This is a genomic window from Achromobacter sp. RW408 (assembly GCF_003184165.1).
Classification (GTDB): Bacteria; Pseudomonadota; Gammaproteobacteria; order Burkholderiales; family Burkholderiaceae_B; genus Achromobacter; species Achromobacter xylosoxidans.
In genome coordinates this window covers 583,413-605,001 of record NZ_QHHO01000022.1, presented here as the reverse complement: position 1 = coordinate 605,001, position 21,589 = coordinate 583,413, and the positions used below count along the sequence as shown (strand labels likewise).

General features: G+C 68.0%; 21 protein-coding genes. 8 read left to right on the top strand and 13 right to left on the bottom strand.

Translation table 11 applies throughout. From position 1 onward, the window contains the following. Positions 1-13 precede the first annotated feature (13 nt). From DK459_RS05070 to DK459_RS05065, 3 genes are all read left to right on the top strand, one after another. Entirely contained in the window at positions 14-991 is a 978-nt protein-coding gene (locus DK459_RS05070) for a GNAT family N-acetyltransferase (RefSeq protein WP_006387352.1), read from the top strand. A 166-nt stretch (positions 992-1,157) separates the two neighbouring features. After that, entirely contained in the window at positions 1,158-1,316 is a 159-nt protein-coding gene (locus tag DK459_RS30705) for a hypothetical protein (RefSeq protein ID WP_020926500.1), read from the top strand. Between the two features lie 39 nt (positions 1,317-1,355). After that, the gene (locus DK459_RS05065) at positions 1,356-3,599 is read left to right on the top strand and encodes a phosphocholine-specific phospholipase C (RefSeq protein ID WP_110134507.1); all 2,244 of its coding nucleotides are present in this window, start codon (positions 1,356-1,358) and stop codon (positions 3,597-3,599) included. Between the two features lie 136 nt (positions 3,600-3,735). Here DK459_RS05065 and DK459_RS05060 read toward each other — a convergent pair whose 3' ends face one another. Further along, on the bottom strand, positions 3,736-4,437 hold the full coding sequence (locus DK459_RS05060) for a pentapeptide repeat-containing protein (RefSeq protein ID WP_006387354.1): 702 nt from the start codon (positions 4,435-4,437) through the stop codon (positions 3,736-3,738). Between the two features lie 25 nt (positions 4,438-4,462). Next, on the bottom strand, positions 4,463-5,113 hold the full coding sequence (locus DK459_RS05055) for a response regulator (protein ID WP_035183054.1): 651 nt from the start codon (positions 5,111-5,113) through the stop codon (positions 4,463-4,465). 423 nt (positions 5,114-5,536) lie between these two features. Here DK459_RS05055 and DK459_RS05050 point away from each other — a divergent pair, with 423 nt between their 5' ends. Further along, positions 5,537-6,334, top strand: coding sequence for a hypothetical protein (locus DK459_RS05050; RefSeq protein WP_054445762.1), 798 nt, complete (start codon positions 5,537-5,539; stop codon positions 6,332-6,334). A 60-nt stretch (positions 6,335-6,394) separates the two neighbouring features. Here DK459_RS05050 and gvpU read toward each other — a convergent pair whose 3' ends face one another. Then, positions 6,395-6,838 (bottom strand): gas vesicle accessory protein GvpU, encoded by a 444-nt coding sequence (gvpU, locus tag DK459_RS30700; RefSeq protein WP_006384571.1) that lies wholly within the window; start codon positions 6,836-6,838, stop codon positions 6,395-6,397. A gap of 176 nt (positions 6,839-7,014) precedes the next feature. Between gvpU and DK459_RS05040 the strand changes: the two genes are divergently transcribed. Further along, positions 7,015-7,380 (top strand): hypothetical protein, encoded by a 366-nt coding sequence (locus tag DK459_RS05040; RefSeq protein ID WP_020926507.1) that lies wholly within the window; start codon positions 7,015-7,017, stop codon positions 7,378-7,380. Between the two features lie 19 nt (positions 7,381-7,399). On the opposite strand, the gene DK459_RS05035 is transcribed toward DK459_RS05040, so the two are convergent. Then, positions 7,400-8,404, bottom strand: a complete 1,005-nt coding sequence (locus DK459_RS05035; RefSeq protein WP_054437620.1) for a YafY family protein — start codon at positions 8,402-8,404, stop codon at positions 7,400-7,402. Between the two features lie 117 nt (positions 8,405-8,521). On the opposite strand from DK459_RS05035, the gene DK459_RS05030 reads away from it, so the two are divergent. Further along, positions 8,522-9,130 (top strand): glutathione S-transferase family protein, encoded by a 609-nt coding sequence (locus DK459_RS05030; protein ID WP_070541831.1) that lies wholly within the window; start codon positions 8,522-8,524, stop codon positions 9,128-9,130. A gap of 13 nt (positions 9,131-9,143) precedes the next feature. On the opposite strand, the gene DK459_RS05025 is transcribed toward DK459_RS05030, so the two are convergent. Further along, complete coding sequence (locus tag DK459_RS05025; protein ID WP_082406020.1) at positions 9,144-10,469, bottom strand: ParB/Srx family N-terminal domain-containing protein; 1,326 nt, start codon at positions 10,467-10,469, stop codon at positions 9,144-9,146. A gap of 139 nt (positions 10,470-10,608) precedes the next feature. Between DK459_RS05025 and DK459_RS05020 the strand changes: the two genes are divergently transcribed. Beyond that, the gene (locus DK459_RS05020; RefSeq protein WP_026384122.1) at positions 10,609-11,307 is read left to right on the top strand and encodes a metalloregulator ArsR/SmtB family transcription factor; all 699 of its coding nucleotides are present in this window, start codon (positions 10,609-10,611) and stop codon (positions 11,305-11,307) included. 38 nt (positions 11,308-11,345) lie between these two features. Here DK459_RS05020 and DK459_RS05015 read toward each other — a convergent pair whose 3' ends face one another. Further along, positions 11,346-12,512, bottom strand: coding sequence for an MFS transporter (locus tag DK459_RS05015; protein ID WP_053498631.1), 1,167 nt, complete (start codon positions 12,510-12,512; stop codon positions 11,346-11,348). A gap of 90 nt (positions 12,513-12,602) precedes the next feature. Between DK459_RS05015 and DK459_RS05010 the strand changes: the two genes are divergently transcribed. Beyond that, positions 12,603-13,391: a helix-turn-helix transcriptional regulator gene (locus tag DK459_RS05010; protein ID WP_053498629.1), complete on the top strand. Its 789-nt coding sequence runs from the start codon at positions 12,603-12,605 to the stop codon at positions 13,389-13,391. On the opposite strand, the gene DK459_RS05005 is transcribed toward DK459_RS05010, so the two are convergent. The 7 genes from DK459_RS05005 to cyoB all read right to left on the bottom strand — a co-directional run bounded on the left by DK459_RS05005 (position 13,388) and on the right by cyoB (position 21,554). After that, positions 13,388-14,494, bottom strand: coding sequence for a porin (locus DK459_RS05005; RefSeq protein WP_020926513.1), 1,107 nt, complete (start codon positions 14,492-14,494; stop codon positions 13,388-13,390). The genes DK459_RS05010 and DK459_RS05005 overlap by 4 nt on opposite strands. A gap of 270 nt (positions 14,495-14,764) precedes the next feature. Continuing rightward, a complete protein-coding gene (locus DK459_RS05000) occupies positions 14,765-15,946 on the bottom strand; it encodes a porin (RefSeq protein ID WP_026384123.1) in 1,182 nt (393 codons plus the stop codon). A gap of 114 nt (positions 15,947-16,060) precedes the next feature. Continuing rightward, positions 16,061-17,230: a porin gene (locus DK459_RS04995; RefSeq protein ID WP_054442823.1), complete on the bottom strand. Its 1,170-nt coding sequence runs from the start codon at positions 17,228-17,230 to the stop codon at positions 16,061-16,063. Between the two features lie 495 nt (positions 17,231-17,725). Continuing rightward, on the bottom strand, positions 17,726-18,517 hold the full coding sequence (locus tag DK459_RS04990) for an SURF1 family protein (RefSeq protein ID WP_054442982.1): 792 nt from the start codon (positions 18,515-18,517) through the stop codon (positions 17,726-17,728). 4 nt (positions 18,518-18,521) lie between these two features. After that, positions 18,522-18,920, bottom strand: coding sequence for a cytochrome o ubiquinol oxidase subunit IV (gene cyoD, locus DK459_RS04985; RefSeq protein WP_053498620.1), 399 nt, complete (start codon positions 18,918-18,920; stop codon positions 18,522-18,524). Then, positions 18,917-19,558: a cytochrome o ubiquinol oxidase subunit III gene (cyoC, locus tag DK459_RS04980; RefSeq protein ID WP_026384126.1), complete on the bottom strand. Its 642-nt coding sequence runs from the start codon at positions 19,556-19,558 to the stop codon at positions 18,917-18,919. Before cyoC ends, cyoD begins: the two co-directional genes overlap by 4 nt. Then, the gene (gene cyoB, locus DK459_RS04975; RefSeq protein ID WP_006387368.1) at positions 19,551-21,554 is read right to left on the bottom strand and encodes a cytochrome o ubiquinol oxidase subunit I; all 2,004 of its coding nucleotides are present in this window, start codon (positions 21,552-21,554) and stop codon (positions 19,551-19,553) included. Before cyoB ends, cyoC begins: the two co-directional genes overlap by 8 nt. Positions 21,555-21,589: the final 35 nt, after the last annotated feature.

Sequence of the window (21,589 nt, the reverse complement as noted above, 5' to 3'; positions counted from 1 at the left end):
AGGACGCGCCATCATGGATCTTATCGATTTTCCCACCCGATCCCGGGAACAGACCATCCGCGACCTGCGGGAATTCTCGCGCAAGCTGGTGCGCGAACTGGGTTTCATGCGGCCGTCGCTGGCCGGCAGCGACCTGGCGCCCTCGGCGGTGCACGCCATCATCGAGATCGGCCTGCAGCCCGGCATCCAGGCGCGCGACCTGGCGCTGGTGCTGCGGCTGGACAAATCCAACACCAGCCGCCAGGTGGCCAAGCTGGAAGCGGCCGGCCTGGTGGCGCGCGAGAGCGACAGCGGCGACGCGCGCGCCTCGCGCCTGTCGCTCACGCCCGCCGGCCTGGACCTGCGCAACCGCATCGACCAGTTCGCCACCGAGCAAGTCTCGCGTGCGCTGCGGCAACTGGCGCCGCCCGACCAGGAAATCCTGGTGCGCTACCTTTCCTTGTATGCCGACGCCCTGTCGCGCGAGAACCCCAACACCCGCGCCGCGCAGGCCAGCGACGCGATCGAGTCGCAGATCCAGGAAGGCTACGCGTCGGGCTGTATCGGCGATGTGGCCGCGCTGCACGCGCGCTACTACGCCCAGGCCGCCGGCTTCGGCGTGGTGTTCGAGCGCCTGGTGGCCACGGGGTTGGCGGCCTTCGCCGAAAGCCTGCCCGCGCCCGGCAAGAACCTGTGGCGCTACACCGACGGCAACCGCACGCTGGCCTCCATCGCCATCGACAGCGATCTCGCGGCGCGCAGCGCGCACCTGCGCTGGTTCATCGTCGACGAGTCGCTGCGCGGCATGGGCGTGGGGCGGGCCTTGCTGGCGCGCGCCATGGCCTTCGTCGACAAGCTCGATATTGACGAAACGTATCTGTGGACCTTCAAGGGCCTGGACGCCGCGCGCCATCTCTATGAGTCGGCGGGCTTCGTGCTGACGCAGGAAGCCGAGGGCACGCAATGGGGCGGCGTGGTGGTCGAACAGCGCTTCAGCCGCGCGGCGCGCTGACCTCGCGCTGACGCATCTGGACACACACTGAGGCCGCGCGCACGCGCCGCGGCCGGCATTGACGCGCCAGCTTTCACGGCGCTGTCACTTCGCATTTCTAGACTCGCTGGGGTCTTGCCGATGCTTCGCGGCAAGGTCGGTCCTCCTCTTTCCCAAGAACCTCCCCATGCCCTCCACGAGTCTCGCAAGAACCCTTGCCGCGGTCCTGCTCGCCGCCGCCACGCTCGTCGCCTGTGGCGGCGACGACGATTCCTCGGATGATCCCGCGCCGCCGCCGGCCACCGAACAACCCAAGCCCGCGCCGCAACTGCGTTGCGCGCCGTAAGCGGCGGTTGCGCCGACCCCAACGATTCCGAGTACAACGATGACCTCCCGCCGCAATTTCCTCCAGACCGCCGCCGGCGCGGGCTTTGCCGCCGCCGCGCTCGCCGCCTTTCCGCCCAGCATCCGCCGCGCCCTGGCCATCCCCGCCAACAACGCCACCGGCACCATCAAGGATGTCGAGCATGTGATCATCCTGATGCAGGAGAATCGCTCGTTCGACCATTACTTCGGCACGCTCAAGGGCGTGCGCGGCTTCGGCGACCGTTTTCCGATTCCGCTCGCCAATGGCCGCAAGGTCTGGCAGCAGCAGCGCGCCAATGGCGCCGTGCTGACGCCGTTCCACATCGATGGCACCAGCCACAACGCGCAGCGCGCCGCCGGCACGCCGCATAGCTGGGACGACAGCCAACGCGCCTGGGACGGCGGCCGCATGGCGCAATGGCCCACGCACAAGAACGACATCTCGATGGGCTACTTCAAGGAACGCGAGGTCCCGTTCCAGTTCGCGCTCGCCAATGCCTTCACCCTGTGCGACGCCTATCACTGTTCCATGCACACCGGCACCGACGCCAACCGCGCGTTCCACCTGACCGGCACCAACGGCGCGGTGCCCACCAACGCCGCTTTCGTCAACAACGAATGGGACTGGATCGACGGCCTGCCCGCCAACGTCAACACCGGCTACACCTGGATGACCTACGCCGAGCGGCTGGAACAGGCTGGCGTCAGCTGGATCTCGTACCAGAACATGCCCGATGAATGGGGCGACAACATGCTGGGCGCGTTCCGCGCCTTCCGCCAGGCCAACGTGAATTCCGGCTATCCGGTCTCCAGCGGCGGCGAGCCCGGCGTGCCCTACGCCAACACCGGCCAGGCGCTGCCGTACAAGGCGTACGACCCCGCCACCGACAACGCCGCCAATCCGCTCTACAAAGGCATCGCCAACACGCTGCCGGGCACGGCGCCCGAAAACTACCTGGACGCCTTCAAGCGCGATATCCGCGAAGGCAGGCTGCCGCAAGTTTGCTGGATGAACGCGCCCTCGATCTACTGCGAACATCCCGGCCCGTCGAGTCCGGTGCAGGGCGCCTGGTTCCTGCAGGAAGTGCTTGACGCGCTGACCGCCGTGCCCGAGGTCTGGAGCAAGACGGTGCTGCTGGTGAACTTCGACGAGAACGACGGCTACTTCGACCACGTGCCGTCGCCGTCCGCGCCGTCGCGCGATGCCGGCGGCGGCCTGGCCGGCAAGACCACGCTGGCCGACGCCGACATGACGTTCGAGTACTTCACGCACGCCTCGCCCGCCGGCAGCACCACCCAGCCGGCGGCCAAGGACGGCCGCGTCTATGGCCCCGGCCCGCGCGTGCCGATGTACGTGATCTCGCCGTGGAGCCGCGGCGGCTGGGTCAACTCGCAGGTGTTCGACCACACCTCGGTGCTGCGTTTCCTGGAAGCGCGCTTCGGCGTGGCCGAGCCCAACATCAGCCCGTTCCGCCGCGCGGTCTGCGGCGACCTGACCAGCGCCTTCAACTTCAAGACGCCCAACACCGAGGCGCTGCCCACGCTGGCCGGGCGCGCCACGCGTGCCGCGGCCGATCAGTTGCGCACCGCGCAGGAAGCCCTGCCGCAGATGCCGCTGCCCACCGACATGCAGCTGCCGTTGCAGGCCAGCGGCACGCGCCCGTCGCGGGCCCTGCCGTACGAACTGCACACCAGCGCGCGCTGCGCCGCGGCCGGCACGGTGGAACTGCTGTTCGCCAACGGCGGCACGCAGGGCGCGGTGTTCCACGTCTACGACCGCTATCACCTGGACCGGCTGCCGCGCCGCTACATGGTCGAGGCCGGCAAGACGCTGTCCGACACCTGGAACGCGCTGCAGGACAACCTGGGCATGTACGACCTGTGGGTGTTGGGCCCCAATGGCTATCACCGCCACTTCAAGGGCGACACCAACCGCATCGCCGACAGCGGCTCGCTGCCCGAGATCAGGGTCTGTTACGACATCGCCAATGGCGAGGTCTATGCCGAGTTCCTCAACACCGGCGCCCAGGCCTGCACCTTCACCGTCACGCCGCAGGCTTATCGCCAGGACGCGCCGGTGGCGCTGGAGGTGGCGGGCGGCGGCAAGGCCTCCCGCCACTGGACGCTGGCGGCCAGCGGCCAGTGGTACGACTTTGCCGTCACCTGCTCCAGCGACCCGGCGTTCTATCGCCGCTTCGCCGGTCGCGTCGAGACCGGCGCGCACACGGTAAGCGATCCGGCCATGGGCCTGTCCGGCGCCTGACGCAGGGGCGCGCTCAGACGCGGAAGTCCGCCGCCATGTCCTCGTCGGTGCGCATGGGCAGCCGGCCCGGTGGCTTGGCCGGTGGCTGGCCTGTCGGCGGCCAGCCCCCGCCTGGCGCATGCGCAGGGAGCCGGCGTCAGATGACGGTGATGCGCAGTTCCGCCAGCAGCGCCGCCGCCTGGGTCTTGGAGATCACTGCCCCGGCCAGCCTGGCGGCCGCCGACAGGTCGATGCCGCCCAGGTCGGCCTCGCGCAGGTCGGCGCCCTCGAAGCGCACGTTCTTGAGGGTGGCATGGCGCAGGCTGCCGCCGTGGAACACCGTATCGCGCAGGTCGCTGCCGCTCAGGTCGGCATCGGAAAAGTCCAGCTGCCGCAATTCGCTCTTGCGAAACGAGATGCCGCGCACCAGCGCGCCCACCAGCAGGCAGTCCTCTAGCGTCCAGCCCAGGCAGGCGATGCCGTCGAAGTCGGCGCCCGTGAGTTTGCAGCCGGTGTAGCGGGCCGCCGCCAGCCGCGCGCGGCGCCAGCTGGCGTTGTTCAGGTCGCAATGCTCGAAGATCGCGTCGCTGGCATCGGCCGAGGCGAAGACGGCGTGCCCGCCACGGCAGCGCCGCCAGACGGTGTCGGCCAGCGTGGCGCCCTGGAACGAGGCGCCGGCGATGGCGCAGGCGGTGAAGCGGGCGCCGCGCAGGTCCAGCCGGGAAAAGTCGGCTTGCTCGAAATCGCAATCCTCGAAGGCCAGCGGCCTATCCTGCGCCTGGTCGATCATCGCCTGCATGGCCTGGCGGTCCACCGCCAGGCCGCTGACGACGTCCATGGATTGCTGCGTCATGCCCATCTACTCAATCGGGTTGGTCGAACCCTTATTGGAACATGCCGCTTTCGACACAGAAGGCGACCAGTTCCTGGTCGGTCTGCACGTTCAGCTTGCGCATGGCGGAAATCTTCTGGCCGCTGACGGTCTTGACGCTGCGCTTGAGGCTGTCGGCCACCTGCATCATCGATTCGCCGCGGATGAAATGCCGCAGTACCTCGAATTCCTTGGGCGACAGGCTGTTGATGCGCTCGCCGATGAACTTGTGGCGCGCGGCCAGCGAACCCTCGCGCTGGAAACCGGGAGGATAGTATTTGCGGCCCAGCTGCAGCGCGTGCAGCGCGGTGACGATCTCGCCCAGGTCGTCGCGCTTGAACACCACGGCCTCGACGCCGGCGTCGTACAGCGCCGAAATGATCATGGGATTGGACACCATGGTCAGCACGACGATGCGGGCGCCGGGAAAGTGGCGGATCAGGTACTTGACCAGGCGGATGCCGTCGCCGTAGATCTCGTCGCCCGGCATCGAGTAATCGGTGATGACGACTTGCGGCAGATCGCGCTTCATGTGCTCCACCAGCGCGGTGGGGCTGGCCAGCGTCGCCACGACGTCGAAGCTCAGGTCCTTGTTCAGCAGGTCGGTCATGCCCATCAGCACGAGCGGATGGTCATCGGCGATGACGATGCGGAGTCTTTGCATGCGAGGCGCAGTCAGGTTGGCCGGGACGGCATACGGATTATTCTGCACCAGGATCCGGACTTGAACCAAAATGTTTCGAAGCCAGGGCGTAAGACGGAATCGTATCGACGTTTGCGGATTCGGACCATAAGAAGAATCTCAAAAATTGGGGACAATCATTGTCGCTTGATCCGTTCGCTCGGGCGTGAGGCGATCGCCGGGGCCAGCGGTGGCCCCGCCGCTCCCGCGGTGTGCGCGCGCCGCGATTGAGAATTTTCTTGTTCAATCGCCGCTGTGCCTTTGGCAACATCGTCCTCGTACCAGATTCTGTCTTCCGCCCGCCGCGCCGCGGCCGGAATCCCGGCGCCACCGCGCTCACACGAGGTTCCATGATGTTTCCCCCCGCGCGCCGTTCCTGGCCGGCATCCGCGGCCAGGCCGCGCCATGCGTGATGCCGCTCGCCGTTGGCCGCCACGCGAGGAATCCCTGTTCCTGCGGTTCCAGCCCGTGTTCACGGCGCAGGGCCAGGTGCACGAGTACGCCGTCGCGGACAGCATCACGCCGTTGCGCAGCGGCAGCCCGGGCCTCATGGCGCAGCGGGCCCGGCTGCGGGCCGCCGTGGCCTTCGCGGCCGGGCTTCCCGCCCCGCTCGACCTGTCCTTCGAACACGCGTTGACCGTGCCGGACGGCACAGACGTGGCGCGGCGGCTGTGCGCCGATCTCGATATCAGCGTGTCGCGCGATCATATCTGCCTGGGCCCGGCGGCCGGCAACACGCCGCTGCAACTGGCCACCCGGCGCCTGACCTTCAGCGTGCCGCTGTTCCGGCGTCTGCTGCCGCAGGCGCATGTGCTGGCCTGCCACACCGAATTCCGCGCCAGCCTGCGCGCGCGGCTGCTGCCGGCCAGTTGCGGCGGCAAGCCGGTGGCCAGCGGCGTCATGCGCGTGACCGGCCTGACACTGCGCATTCCTCGCGGCCTTGGCGCCGACCGCGCGCTGCAGCGCCGCTTCGACTCCCTCATGGAATGCGCGACGGCCGCCAAGCTGCAGGTGACGATCGACGACATCGAAGACATGCACGATTTCGTCTGGCTGCGGCCGCGGCCCGGCCTGCTGTTCCGCGGCACGGTCCTGTCGGCGCCGATCAGCGCGCAATGCCTGGACGTCTGGTTGCAGGCCGACGGCGATGCCTGGCGAAGCTTCCATGCCTGCACCGCCCGGCCCAGCTGGACCGAGCGCTGACCGGCAGCCCGGCGGGGCGCGGCGGCGTCCTCGGCCCACGCCGGCCCCGGTTGGCACGGCTTATTCGGACTGCAGGCGGCCCAGGATGAAACCGTCCACCGCGCTGCTGCGGCCACGCCAGAGCGTGGGCTGGCCGGCGATCGGCGTGCCGTCGGCGGTGAAGAACAGCGCATCCACCAGGTGGATGTAGTTGGGCAGGGGCTCGGCCGGCTGCGGCAGGCGGAACACGTCGCCCAGTTCCGCCAGCGACGTGCGCACCGATTGGCGCGCCTGTGTGTCCATGTCGGAGAGCGAGTCGGAGAAGGTTTCGGCGAAGCGGTCGAAATACTCCGCGCCCGACACGATCGAACCCGACACCAGCATGCCGCCCATCTGCAGCGTGACGCCGATGCTCTTGAGCTGGCCGCCGTTGTTCACCAGGTTCACCAGGAATTGCAGGAATACGTCGGCGGGCGGGGCGACGGAGGCGGAAGGGAGGGAAGTGGGGTTCGTGTCGAGACTCATGGCGGCGCGCGCTCCGGTATGTGCGTGGGAGTCACAAGATACTCGAACGGCAGCCGGCGCGCACGGGCCGCAATCCACGGATAAGCAACCGGATCGGCCCTCAGTCCGGCGCTTCGGCGGGCCGGCTGGCGGGGTAACTTGCGGACCATCGAGATGACTCGCGCAAAGGTTTCCCCATGATCGCCGTGAATGCCAGTAACGCCGCCAACCGGGCCGGCTTCCGTACGTCTGATGCCGCCAGCGGCGACGCGTTCCGCGCGGCGTTCACCGACGCGCAGCAACGCGGCGCTTCGGCCCTGGCCGGTGGCGTCAAGGGAGCGGCGCCGGTCGCGTCGGCCGCCGAGCGCGAGTTCATGGACTACGCTTCCATGTCGCTGCAGGAAAAGATGTTCTACGCCGCGCTGGCATCGCTCGGCATTTCCAAGGCGGAATACGACGCCATGTCCGCGGCCGACAAGCTCAAGGTCGCGGAAAAGGTATCGTTGGTCCTGCAGCAATTGGCCAAGGCCGAACAGGCCAGGCAGGTCGAGCACGCCGGCTGAGCGCGCCCGGCCCGGGCCGTCAGCCGCCGGCAGGGCCGTCCGGCACGCTGCCCGGCGCGGTCTCCCGCCGTTGCAGCATGCGCGCGACGCGCTCCGCCGCGGTGCGCAGCCGCAACGCCAGCGCGGCGGGCGCCAGCACATCGAACTCCACTTCCAAGGCCATCAGCCAGTACGCCAGCGCATCCAGCGACTGGCCCGGGCAGCGTAGCAGGCAGCGATCGTCGTCCAGGGCGTCGATTTCGCCGACGGCTGCCGGAATGCGCGCGGTCATCGCCGCGCGCGTGGCATGAAGGACGATGCGCGCCTCTTCGCCGTTGGCGGCCTGCCCCACCGATCGCGCCACGTAGGCGCGCAGGTCGCCGCCATCGGGCGGCGGGCGTGGCGCAAAATGCGCGCCCGGGGTCACCGGGCCGGCGATGCGATCGAGCCGGAAGGTGCGCCAGTCCGCGCGCGCCGGATCCCACGCCACCAGATACCAGCGATAGCCCGTGTGGGCCAGCCCCTGCGGCTCGACCTGGCGGCTGGTGGCCTGTCCACGGCCGTCGGTATAGTCGAAATGCACGCGCAGCTGGTCGCGGCAGGCGGCCGCCAGCACGGCCAGCTGGCTGGCATCGATCAGCGGACCGGCGCGCGGCACCGGCACCAGCGCCGTGCGCAGCGCATCGACTTTGTGGCGCAGCCTGGCAGGCATGACCTGTTCCAGTTTCACCAGCGCGCGCAGCGCCGCTTCCTCGGCGCCACCCACCGAACCGGTGGCCGCGGTGCGCAGCGTGATCGCCACCGTCAGCGCCTCGTCGTCATCCAGCAGCAAGGGCGGCAGGGCATTGCCCGCGCGAAACGCATAGCCGCCCGCCACGCCGCTGCTGGCCTGGATCGGGTAGCCCAGTTCGCGCAGCCTGTCGATGTCGCGCCGCAATGTGCGGGGGTGGATTTCCAGCGTCTGCGCCAGTTCGCCGCCGGCCCAGTGGCGGCGGGTCTGCAGCAGGGAAAGCAGGCGCAGGAGTCGATTGCTGGAAGCGAGCATGGCGGTGACGATAAAACGAATCGAGGGCGGAAACTGTCCGCAATGGATTCTACAGTTCACGCCATCGCCAGCGGCCATGGGGCCGCGGCGGAAATCCCCTGAAAACCGGAGTTCTTCATGTCCATCGTCTTCTATTGGCACCCCCAGTCCAGCGCCTCCCCGATCGCCGCCGCCCTGGCCGAGCTGCAAGTCCCGCACGAACGCGTGAAGGTCGACATCCGCGCCGGCGAACAGCGCCGGCCCGAGTTCCTGGCGATCAATCCGAACGGCAAGGTGCCGACGCTGACCGTGGACGGCGCGCCGCTGTTCGAGGCGCTGGCGATCCAGCTGTGGCTGGGCGAGCACTGGGGCGTCGAGCGCGGCCTGTGGCCCGCCGCGGGCACGCCGCAACGGCTGGCCGCCATGTCCTGGTGCGCGTGGTCCTATGTATCGTATGGCGCGGTGCTGTGGCGCCTGTTCCACCTCGGCCATGGCGATGAAGGCCAACGCGATCCGCGCCAGGCGGAGCGGACGCTGGCCGACCTGGATTCGCTGCTGGCGGTGCTGGAGGGCCACCTGGCGCGCCAGCCGTGGATGCTGGGCGCCGAGTATTCGCTGGCCGACCTGGTGGTGGGGGCGGTGATCGGCTACAGCGCGATGCTGGGGGCGCCGATCGCGGCCCACCCCAAGGTGCAGGCCTGGCTGGGCAAGGTGCAGGCGCGGCCGGCCATGCAGGTCGACCGCTGAGGCGGCCCCGCGCCTACCAGCCCCAGCAGGTGCCGGCGGCGGGCTTGCCGCAGGCGCGGTAGTTGACCGCGAACCACAGCTTGCCGGCGCCGCGCGGCGAGCCTTCCGGCGACGCGTCGGCCTTGACGTCGTTGCGCGGCAGTTCTTCGAGCGTATCGCGCGCCTTCTTGGTGGGCGAGCCGCTGGGGGCGCCCGCCACCAGCTGGATGCGGCCCAGGCTGGCGGCCGTGCGGTCCTGGAACACGACGTCGCTGTCGGCCAGCGCGCTCATCTTCAGCGCGGCGTTGCGCACCGCGGCGGCGTAGCCATCGTTGGCGCCGGTGGCGGCCAGCGACGCATTCAGCGTGCTCACGGTCAGGATCTGCGCGGGCGTGGACGGCGCCATCATGGCGTACTGCTCCAGGCCCGGCAATTGGCCGCCGGCCACCTGCCGGCGCAGCCAGTCGCCCCACAGGAATTCCGCGAACTCCGGCAGGTTGCCGTTGCTGTAGGCGATGTCGCGGGTGAAGTACACCAGCGAGCGGTAGCGGTCTTCCTGCATGCCGCCGGCTTCCTGCGCGTTGGCGATACCCAGCCGCGTCGGCAGCTGGTCCACTGTGATGGGCTGGTTCTGGCCGTCGCGCAGCCAGGCCTTGCGTTCGTCGACCATGCGTTGCCAGAATGCCGCGGCGGTGCCGACGCCGCTGTAGTTGGCATCGACCTTGACCCACACCGGCAGCTTGGGCCCGCCATCGGCGATCTCGCGCAGCGACGAGAAGGTGTGGTGGCCGTCGGTCAGGTACAGATTGCCGTCCCAGCCGACCACCACGGTCTTCAGGTTGGCGGGATCGGCGCCCATGGCGGCGGTGCAGCTGAAGGTGGCCGGCTGGTCCAGGCGCGCCGCCTGCAACTGCGCGATCGATGTGAAGGCCTGGGAGGTGGTGGCGCCCATGTCCTCGCAATAGTCGCTGAACTTCTTGCCGACCGTGCGGTTCAGGTAGTCCAGTTGCTTGACCGGGTCGGCCGCCCAGGTGGCGCGATTGAAGTCGCCTTGCCAGCGGCCCAGCTTGTAGTAGATCTGGTCGTAGCCGATCGCGGCCTGCGTCGGCCGCAGTTCCTCGATGCGCACCTGGATCACGTCGCCGGCCTTGGCCGCCAGGTAGGCCTGGTTGCGCGTGTCCGCCGGCGGCGCCGGATTCTGCGCCACCGGGGGGCTGGTGGCCTCGTCGTCATCGTCGTCGCCGCCGCCGTTGCAGGCGGCCAGCAGCAGCGGCAGCGCGGCCAGGGCCAGGATCCGCAGCGCGGGGCGCCAGCGAGCGGTGAACGGACGGAGCAGGTCGGAAGAAGGCATGCGGGACATGGATTTGGAGGATTGGTCCGAGAAGTATCCAATGATGACAGCGCCGTGTTTCGCGTTCATTGCATCGTCACGCCGCGGACATGCCGGGGAGGCGTCCAAGGAGCAGACGGGTGCAGGCGCAATGCTAAGATCGCCGCCAATGACCGCGCCTTCCGTCCAGCCCCCTCTTGCCGCCGAATTGGCCGAACTCGCCCGTACCCTGGGCAATGCCCATCGCCTGATCCTGCTGGAGCATATCGCGCAGGGCGAGCGGCCGGTCGAGCGGCTGGCCGAATTGTCGGGACTGTCGGTGGCCAATGCCTCGCAGCACCTGCAACAGTTGCGCCGCGCCGGCTTCGTCGTGACGCGGCGCGAGGGCAAGCACGTGTACTACCGGCTTGGCTCCGCGCCGATCGCCGGCCTGCTCAACGCCCTGGACGCGGTGGCGCAGCACAATCGCGGCGAGATGCGGCGCCTGGTGGCCGACAGCCAGGACCGGCGCGACGGCCTCGAAGCCATATCGCGCGACGAACTGCTGAGCCGCCTGGGCGAAGGCAGCATGACGCTGCTCGACGTGCGGCCCGCCGACGAATTCGCGCAGGGGCACCTGCCCGGCGCCATCAACATTCCCGCGGACGAACTGCTCAAGCGGCTCGAAGAGCTGCCGGCCGACCATGAGATCGTGGCCTATTGCCGCGGCCCCTTCTGCGTGCTGTCGTCCGATGCCGTGACCGCGCTGCGCGCCCATGGCCTGCGCGCGCGGCGGCTGGACGCCGGTTTTCCCGACTGGCGCGCCGAGGGGCTGGCGGTCGAGGCGCCGCCGGCGCGCAAGGGCCGCCGGCGCCCGCAGACGCCGTAAAGGTTGGCGGCCAAGCGGCGGCCGGCCGCCTGGCCGCGCTAATCGCGTTCGCGCGCCGCCAACAGCCACAATGCGACGGCCAGCCAGGCCGCGCTCAACGGCAGCGGCGTATCGAACGGCAGCCACGACGTGGCCGCCAATCCCAGTCCCAGCAGGCTGTAGTAGGCCAGGCCGAACAATGCGCCGGCGCGGCCCAGGCAATGGCCATAGCGACGCAGCGCCGGTCCCAGCAGATTGGGTATCGCCAGGCCGTAGCCGATGAACACCGGCAAGGCCGCGGCGGCCCACAGCCAGCCGGGCTGCGGCCGCCACGCCATGGCCAGCGCCTGCGCCGCCGCGCCCAGCGCGACGCAGCGCAGGCCATGGCGCACCCGGATCGCGGCGCCCGCAGTCGCGGGCAGGCGGCGGTTGCAGGCCGCGCCCAGGCTGCCGGCCAGCGCCACGCCCAGGCCCACCCAGCCAAAGCCCAGGCCGGGCAGCGAGCCTGTCATGAACGGTCCCGCCGCGTAGAACGAAAATACCAGCAGGTTCAGTCCCGCCACCCGCTGCACCGCCAGGCGCAACGCGCCGTCGGTCAGCATCCGGCGCGCCAGCGCGGCCAGCGGCACGGCGCCGGTCGGCGCCGGCCGGGTTTCGCGCCAGCGCCAGGCGACCGCTCCCAGCAACAGCGCCACCACCACCGCGATCGCGGCCAGCACGCCGCCGTAGCCATGCCCGTCGGCCAGCACCTGGCCCGTCAGCGGCCCGACGGCCGGCGACCACGCCAGCACCGTGCCCAGCGTGACGAAGTAATGGGTCAGCCGTGGGCCGTCCAGGCAATCGCGCAGCACGGTCTGCGTCACCACCGAACACGCCGCCAGCCCCAGCGCCTGCAGGAAACGGCCGGCCAGCAGCCAGGGATAGGCCGGCGCGGCCAGCGCGCACAAGGTGCCCGCCAGCCCCAGTGCCAGGCCGGCCAGCATCGCCGGGCGGCGCCCGCGGGTGTCGGCCAGATGGCCCCACAGCAGCACCCCGGCGGCAAAGCCGACGAAGAAGATGCCCATGACCGGCTGCGTGGCCGCGGCATCCAGGCGCCAGTGGCGCGCCAGGTCGGGCAGCGCGGGCGCGAGTATGGTCTCGGCCACCTGCGGCAGCGCCAGCAGCGCGATGACGAGCCAGGGCGGGGGCAACGCGCGCGCGTCCGATGAGGAGGAGGGGAAAGACATGGTGTCGCCGTCAAGCAAAAAGACGCTAGCGTAGGCGCGCCACGGCGCGCAAAATCACGACATCGCGCCATAAAACATCGCCAATCGGACATGCCCATCTATACGCTTCCCGCCGTCGAGGACCCCGACCTCGTCGCCTGCCCCATCGTGGGCATGGCGATCGACACGCGCGAGCATGCCTCGGACTGGCACGCGCACCAGCGCACCCAATTGCTTTATCAAGCGGAAGGCGGGGTGACGCTGTACCTGGCCGACCGGGTCGGGCAGCTGGCGCCGCTGCAGGCTGCCTGGCTGCCGGCCGGTTGCGTGCATCGCACGGCCATGCAGGGCACGTTCGCCTATCGCAGCCTGTATTTCGATGTGCGCGCCTACCCGGACCTGCCACGGGAGCCGGCGATCCTGGACGTCAATCCGCTCTTGCGCGAACTGATCGTGCGCGTGACGCAATGGCCGTCCGACGCGGCCCTGGATGCGCCGCGCCAGCGTCTGGTGGGCGCGTTGCTGGACGAGCTGGCGGCGGCGCCGACGGCGCCGCTGCATCTGCCGATGCCACGCGACCGGCGGCTGGCGCCCATCGCGCGTGAATTGCTGGAGAATCCGGCCTGCCCGCTGTCGATCGACGAATGGGGCCGGCGGGTGGGGGCCAGCGGCCGCACGCTGGCGCGGGTGTTCCTGGCCGAAACCGGCCTGTCGTTCACCCGCTGGCGCGCGCAATGCCGCCTGTTGATGGCGCGGGCCCGGCTGGCCGAAGGCGCCTCGGTGACCGAGGTGGCGCATGCCGTGGGCTATGCCAGCGACAGCGCCTTCATCGCCATGTACCGGCGCGCCTACGGCGAGCCGCCGGGGCGCCGGCTGCGCCGGCGCGATCCCCCGCCTTAGAACACGTGGCGGATGCCGACGCCGGCCGCGGTGCTCTTGAGGCCATCGATGAACGCGTAGTCCTTGCCGTACGAACCATAGGCATACAGGTTGGTGCGCTTGGACAGGTCGTAGGTGTAGCCCACGCTCCAGACGTTCATGTTGGCGTCGCCGCCGGTCAGGCGATCGTTGGACGGCGACACGTGCTGCCACGACGCGAACAGGCTGCTGGCCCCGCCCACCGGCATCGTCGCGCCCAGCATGTAGGCGTTGGCCTTGAAGCCGTCGACGTAGCGGTTGGTGCCGAACTCGTCGCTGAACGGCGTGCCGGCCGGCAGGTCCTGGCCGACGAACCAGCCGTCGGTGGTGCGTCCATAGGCGGCCGCCAGCTTCACCACTTCCAGGTCGTACGACAGGCCCACCGCGTACTGGCGCGGCGTGGCGTCATGGTCGATCGACGCGCGGTTCGAGCCATTGAGCTGGTCGTAGGTCAGCGTGACGTTGACCGGCCCTTCCACGTAGCGCAGGCCGGCGGTGATGCCACGCGAATTGTCGTTGGTGCGGAAATGGGTTTCGTCGTTGTTGGTATCGTCGACGTTGAACGAATAGCCCGCGGCGAACTGGAAGCCGCTCATCGAGGGGCTGCGGTACATCACCATGTTGTCCCAGCGCATGGTGTTGGCCGCGCTGAAACCCAGGCCCAGGTTCGATTGGGTGTAGCTGGTGTAGAAGGGATCGATGTCGGCCAGGTAGTTCGAGCCGACGGTGGCCTGGCGGCCGAATTCGATCGTGCCCCAGGCGTCGTTGGCCAGTCCGATGGTGGCCTGGCGGCCGAACAGGCGGCCGCTCTGGCCGCGGGTGCCGTTGCCCGAATCGAAACCGCTTTCCAGCGTGAACACGGCGCGCAGGCCATCGCCCAGGTCTTCGGATCCGCGCAGGCCCCAGCGGGAGCCGGCCTGGATGCCGTTGATCATGCCGAGCTTGCTGCCGTCATAGCCATTGCCCTTGATCTTGTTGTAGCCAATGCCGGTGTCGATGACACCATAGAGAGTGACTGACGTTTCTGCCTGAGCGACGCCTGCAAAAGTGGTCAACATTGCGGCTGCGAGCAGCGTCTTTTTCATCCGTGGGACTCCTGTGGTGAAGGGAAAGGAAGAGACAAAAAGAAAGGGAACAGCACGCTGAGCATGACGCCCAGCGGTGTTCCCGGCCGCTATTGTAGGTCAAAAAGTCCTATTTTCTGGCAAAAATCACGAATTTCTGGTTATTTTCGGCGGCGCAACGGGGTTAACCCCGAGTGCGGATGGAGAAAGGGCGCATCCGCATGAAACTGCGCGGATGCGCCCTGGGCGCGGACAAGTTGCCGCGCCGGCCTGGCCGGCGCGGGGAACGGATCAGAACAGGTGACGCACGCCGACGCCGCCTGCGGTGCTCTTGAGGCCGTCGATGAACGCGTAGTTCTTGCCGTATGAGCCATAGGCGTACAGGCTGGTGCGCTTGGACAGGTCGTAGGTGTAGCCCACGCTCCAGATGTTCATCCTGGCATCGTCGCCGGTCAGCAGGGCGTTGGACGGCGAGACGTGCTGCCACGAGCCGAACAAGTTACTGGCGCCGCCCAGGGGAATGGTGGCGCCCAGCATGTAGGAATTGGCCTTGAAGCCGTTGGCGTAGTGGTAGCTGCCCAGCTTGACGTTCGGCAGGTCCTGGCTGACGAACCAGCCGTCGGTGGTGCGGCCGTAGGCGGCAGCCAGCTTCACGACTTCCAGGTCGTACGAGGCCGCTACGGCGTATTGGCGCGGCGTGGCGTCGTGGTCGAATTCGACCGGCTTGCCGCCGCTGACGAGCTGCTCGCCATCGGCGTCGAGCACGCGGGCCTGATTCGAACTGTTGATCTGGTCGTAGGTCAGCGACACGTTCAGCGGACCATTCACATAGCGCAGGCCGGCGGTGATGCCGCGGGCGTTGTCGGCGGTGCGGAAGCCGCTCTGGTTCTTGTCGGTGGTGTCGACATTGAAGGAATACCCCAGCGCGAACTGGAAGCCGTCGGTCCAGGGGCTGCGGTACATGATCATGTTGTCCCAGCGCATGGTGTTGGCCGCGCTGAAGCTCGTGCCGATGTTGGCCTGCGTGAAGCTGGTGTAGAACGGATCGATTTCAGCCAGGAAGGTGCCGCCGACGGTGGTCTGCCGGCCGAACTCCACCGAGCCCCAGGCGTCGTTGGCCAGGCCGACGGTGGCCTGGCGATTGAACAGGCGGTTCTGCTGCTGCGTGCCGTCGCCCGAATCGAAGCCGCTTTCGACCGTGAACATGGCGCGCAGGCCATCGCCCAGGTCTTCGGAGCCTTTCAGACCCCAGCGCGAACCGGCCTGCACGCCGTTGATCATGCCGATCCTGCTGCCGCTGACATCGACGGCCTGGGTTTTGCCGGTCGCCTGGTCGATGACAGGTACCGTGCCGGAAACCTTGTTGTAGCCGATACCGGTATCAATGATGCCGTAGAGCGTGACTGACGTTTCCGCCTGGGCGACGCCGGCGAAAGTGGCCAGCATGGCGGCTGCGAGCAATGTCTTTTTCATGTGGAAGATTCCTGAAGGGAAGAGGGAAGAAAGGGAGTCGCGCCGTGGGCACGGGACCCCGCGATGCGTCGACTCCGAAAGGGGTCGGGACTTCTATTTCCTGGGGCGAGCCTGCTAGAACCGGTGTTGGATACCGACGCCGCCCGCTGTGCTCTTGAGGCCTTCGATGAACGCATAGTTCTTGCCATACGAGCCGTAGACATACAGGTTGGTGCGCTTGGACAGGTCGTAGGTGTAGCCCAGGCTCCAGATATCCATGTTGGCGTCATCGCCGGTCAGGGCGTCGCTGGAGGCCGAGGCGTGTTGCCACGCGCCGAACACGCTGCCGCCGCCGCCAAGCGGGACGGTGGCGCCCAGCATGTAGGAGTTGGCCCTGAAGCCTTCCTCGTAGCGATTGGTGCCGAACAGCTTTTCACTGCGCCGCATGGCGCCGGCGGCTTGCTTGCCGCGCACGCCCGCCGGCAGATCCTGGCCGACGAACCAGCCATCGGTGGTGCGCCCATAGGCCGCAGCCAGCTTGACCACTTCCAGGTCGTAGGACATGCCCACGGCGTACTGGCGCGGCGTGGCGTTGTGATCGACCGGATCGCCAAAGGCGTCTACGCTGGCCAGATTGGAGCCATTGAGCTGGTCGAAGGTGAGCACGATGTTCAGCGGGCCATTCGCATAGCGCAGGCCGGCGGTGATGCCGCGGGCGTTGTCGGCGGTGCGGAAACCGCTCTGCTCCTTGTCGGTGCCGTCGACATTGAAGGAGTAGCCCACGGCGAACTGGAAGCCGTCCGTCCAGGGGCTGCGGTACAGGACCATGTTGTCCCAGCGCATGGTGTTGGCGGCGCTGAAGGTCGTGCCGATGCTGGCCTGCGTGAAAGTGGTGCGGAACGGGTTGATGTCTGCGAGAAGGAGGGAGCCGACGGACGTCTGGCGGCCGAAATCCACGGAACCCCAGGCGTCGTCGGCGAGGCCGATGGTGGCCTGGCGACCGAACATCCGGCCTTGTTGCAGGCGGCTGCCGTCGGCCGAGTTGAAGCCATTTTCCAGGCGGAACACGGCGCGCAGGCCGTCGCCCAGATCCTCGGTGCCGCGCAGGCCCCACCGCGAGCCCGCCTGCACGCCATTGATCATGCCGATGCGGCTGCCAGAGTAGTCAGCGCCGTTTACGTCGCCCGTGATCCTGTTGTAGCCAATGCCGGTGTCGATCAGGCCGTAGAGCGTTACGGACGTCGCCGCCTGGGCGACGCTGGCCAGGGTCGTCAACACCGCGGCCGCGAGCAGCTTTTTTTTCATTGTGAGAGTTCCTAGGGTGGGCAATGGGGAAGAACCATCGACGGGCAGGGGAGCGAACTCCCCGGGAATGCCTGTCTTGATTGCATGGGCCCATTCTCGGGTAAGTTCGGCCAAGTGCCGGCTATCCTGAGGTGTTCTAAGACCGATCTGAGACGAGTTCGCCACAACGGTTAGTGCCGGACGCGCGATGACCTGCCGGCCGGGAAAGCGCGCGGCCAGCGTGGGGCAATGCGTGGGCAATCGGCGCGGCGACTGGCCGACAGCCGACGCGCGGACGTGAGAGGTAAGTAGCGGACTGCCGAAGCGAGAGGCGCCGCGCTCGAGAAATGGGGCGGGCGGCGCTGCGCTTTAGAAACGTGGCGGGAGGCGCGCCGTTGACGGGCTGGCGGCCGCGAGACCGCGGCCGGGATACGCCCGCTCAGGCGGGTGGCGGCGGTCGGGTATTCACTGCCAGGCCCTGGTCCGATCCGGCATGCGCGCCGGATCGGGCATGGATCACTGGCGCGCGCGCAGCCGCCGTTCTTCGCGCGCCACGATGCCGGCGCCGAGGACGATCATGGCGGCCAGGGCGTACCAGGTGATGGCGTAGACCAGGTGGTTGTTGGGGAAGGTCAGCGTCGTCAGGCCGCCCACCGGCGCCTGGGTTGGATCGCGGCCCGCGCCCGGCGCGGCGTCGGCATCGATGAAGTAGGGCGCCACGTCGCCCAGGCCGCGCGCGCTGGCGATGGCCGGCAGGTCGCGCGAATACCAGAGGTTGGCGGCCGGATCGTTGTTGCGCAGGAAGCCGTTGCCCGGTTCGCCCATGCGCAGCAGGCCGTCGACCTTGACCGGGCCGGCGTTGGCCTCGGCCTGGCCGGCGGCCTGGCGCTTGCGCCATTCGGGCAGCACGAAGCCGCGGTTGACCAGCACTGTGCCGCCGCCGTCCGCCAGTTGCAGCGGCGTCATGACCCAGTAGCCGCTGCCCAGTTCGGTGGCGGCCTGGACCAGCGTCTGCTTGTCATATTGGTAGGCGCCGCTGGCGGACACGCGGCGGTATTCGGCATTGTCCGCGGTCAGCCCGGGCCAGTCGGCGCGCGCGGGAGCGGGGGTGGCCGGGGCATGGGCCCGCTGTTCCACCTGCGCGATCAGGTTCTGCTTCCAGGCCAGGCGGTGCACCTGCCAGGTACCGAGGGCGCACAGCCCCGCGAACAGCGCGACCGCAACTACGCCCAGGACGGCCAGGGTGGTTGCGCTGCGGGGATTGCGGGGGGTGTCGCCGGAATGCGTAGAGTCTTTTGTTGCCGCCATCACGTCAGGGCATATTCCGCATGTCGTGGACCGACATGGGCATCATGTTGGAGTTCAAGTGGTACATGATCCAGATGGATCCGCTGAGCGTGATCACGACCAGCACCAGCGTGAATATTAACGCCAACATGTTCCAGCCGCTTTCGGACTTGGTATCCATGTGCAGGAAGTAGATGATGTGCACCACGATCTGCACCACCGCGAACGCCAGGATCACCAGCGCCGTGGTGCGCGAGCTGTCGAACACCCGGTCCATCACCAGCCAGAACGGGATCGCGGTCAGGATGGCCGCCAGCACGAAGCCGGTGACGTAGCTTTTCAGGGTGCCATGGGCGGCGCCGTCGTCATCGTCGTGATGGCCGTGATCGTGGCCGTGGCCGGCATGGTCGGCATGCGCGTTCATGGCAGCACTCCCATCAGGTAGACAAAGGTGAACACGCCGACCCAGATCAGGTCCAGGAAGTGCCAGAACATCGACAGGCACATCAGCCGGCGGCGGTTCTCGGGGATCAGGCCGTGCATGCGCACCTGCACCATCATCGTCACCAGCCAGACGATGCCGAACGTGACGTGCAGCCCGTGCGTGCCCACCAGGGTGAAGAAAGACGACAGGAAGGCGCTGCGCTGCGGCCCGGCGCCGATGTGGATCAGGTGCGCGAACTCATACAGTTCCAGCGACAGGAAGCCCAGCCCCAGCACGCCGGTGACCGCCAGCCAGCCCTGCGTGGCGCCGACCCGGTTGCGCCGCATCTCCAGCATGGCGAAGCCATAGGTGATGGACGACAGCAGCAGCAGCGAGGTGTTGACCGCCACCAGCGGCAGGTCGAACAGGTCGGCGCCGGACGGGCCGGCGGCGTAGTTGCGCCCCAGCACGCCGTAGGTGGCGAACAGGCAGGCGAAGATGAGGCAGTCGCTCATCAGGTACACCCAGAAGCCCAGCAGCGTGCCGTTCTTCGGGTGGTGTTCGCCGGCCACGTGGAACACGGGCTCGGCGGGCGGCGCGCTGCCGCCGGGCAGGGTGGGGGCCAGGGTATCAGACATGTTTCGCCAACAGGTGGGTGCGGGCGTCCTCCGTGCGCACGACCTCGTCGGCCGGCACGTAGTACTCGCGCTTGTAGTTGAAGGTGTGGACGATGGACACGATGATCAGCGCGGCGAACGACAGCACCGCCAGCGGCCACATGTGCCAGATCAGCGCGAAGCCCATCACCACGCTGATCGCCGCCAGCACGATGCCGGCCCAGGTGTTCTTGGGCATGTGGATGGGGATGAAGCCGGCCTGCGGGCGCTGGTAGCCGTGCTGCTTCATCTGCCACCAGGCATCCTGGTCATGGATGCGCGGCGTGAAGGCGAAGTTGTAGTTGGGCGGCGGCGACGACGTCGACCATTCCAGCGTGCGGCCGTCCCATGGGTCGCCGCTGAAGTCGCGCAGCGATTCGCGGCGGCGGTAGCTCACCACCAGCTGGATCAGGAAGCAGGCGATGCCGATGGCGATCAGGAAGGCGCCGAACGCGGCCACCTGGAACCAGATCTGCAGCGACATGTCCTCGAAGTGGTTGACGCGCCGCGTCACGCCCATCAGCCCCAGCACGTACAGCGGCATGAAGGCGAAGTAGAAGCCCACCAGCCAGAACCAGAACGAACACTTGCCCCAGAACGGATCGAGCTTGTAGCCGAAGGCCTTGGGGAACCAGTAGGTGATGCCGGCCATCAGGCCGAACAGCACGCCGCCGATGATGACGTTGTGGAAGTGGGCGATCAGGAACAGGCTGTTGTGCAGGGCGAAGTCGGCGGGCGGCACCGCCAGCAGCACGCCCGTCATGCCGCCGATCACGAAGGTGACCATGAAGCCCAGCGTCCACAGCATCGGCACCTCGAAGCGGATGCGGCCGCGGTACATGGTGAACAGCCAGTTGAAGATCTTGGCCCCGGTGGGGATCGAGATGATCATCGTGGTGATCCCGAAAAACGAGTTCACGCTGGCCCCGGACCCCATGGTGAAGAAGTGGTGCAGCCATACCAGGTACGACAGCACCGTGATCACCACCGTGGCGTATACCATCGATGCGTAGCCGAACAGGCGCTTGCGGCAGAAGGTGGCGACCACCTCCGAGAAGATGCCGAAGGCCGGCAGGATCAGGATGTAGACCTCGGGGTGACCCCAGATCCAGATCAGGTTCACGTACATCATGGCGTTGCCGCCGAAGTCGGCCGTGAAGAAGTTGGTGCCGACGTAGCGGTCCATCGACAGCAGCGCCAGCACCGCGGTCAGTACCGGGAACGCCGCCACGATCAGCACGTTGGTGCACAGCGCGGTCCAGGTGAAGATCGGCATGCGCATCAGCGACATGCCGGGCGCGCGCATCTTGACGATGGTGACCAGCAGGTTCACGCCTGACAGCAGTGTGCCGACCCCCGCTATCTGCAAGGCCCATATGTAGTAGTCGACCCCCACGTCCGGACTGTGCGCGATGCCCGATAACGGGGGATACGCCAGCCAGCCCGTGCGGGCGAATTCGCCCACGAACAGCGACATCATCACCAGCACCACGCCGCCGGTGGTCATCCAGAAGCTGAAGTTGTTCAGGAACGGAAAGGCCACGTCGCGCGCGCCGATCTGCAGCGGCACCACGTAGTTCATCAGCCCCGTGACCAGCGGCATGGCCACGAAGAAGATCATGATGACGCCGTGCGCGGTGAAGATCTGGTCGTAGTGGTGCGGCGGCAGGTAGCCCGTGGAATCACCGAAGGCCACGGCCTGCTGCAGGCGCATCATGATGGCGTCGGCGAAGCCGCGCAGCAGCATCACCAGCCCCAGGATCATGTACATGATGCCGATCTTCTTGTGGTCGATGCTGGTGAACCACTCGTGCCACAGGTAGCCCCACTTGCGGTAATAGGTGATGGCGCCCAGCAGCGCGATGCCGCCGATCGCCACCATGGCGAAGGTGGCCAGCAGGATGGGCTCGTGCAAGGGAATGGCGTCCCAGGTCAGGCGACCGAAGATCAGCTTGGTGAGGTCTGGTTGATCAGTCATCTCGGTTTCCAGGGCTCGGTTTCCAGGGGGAATAC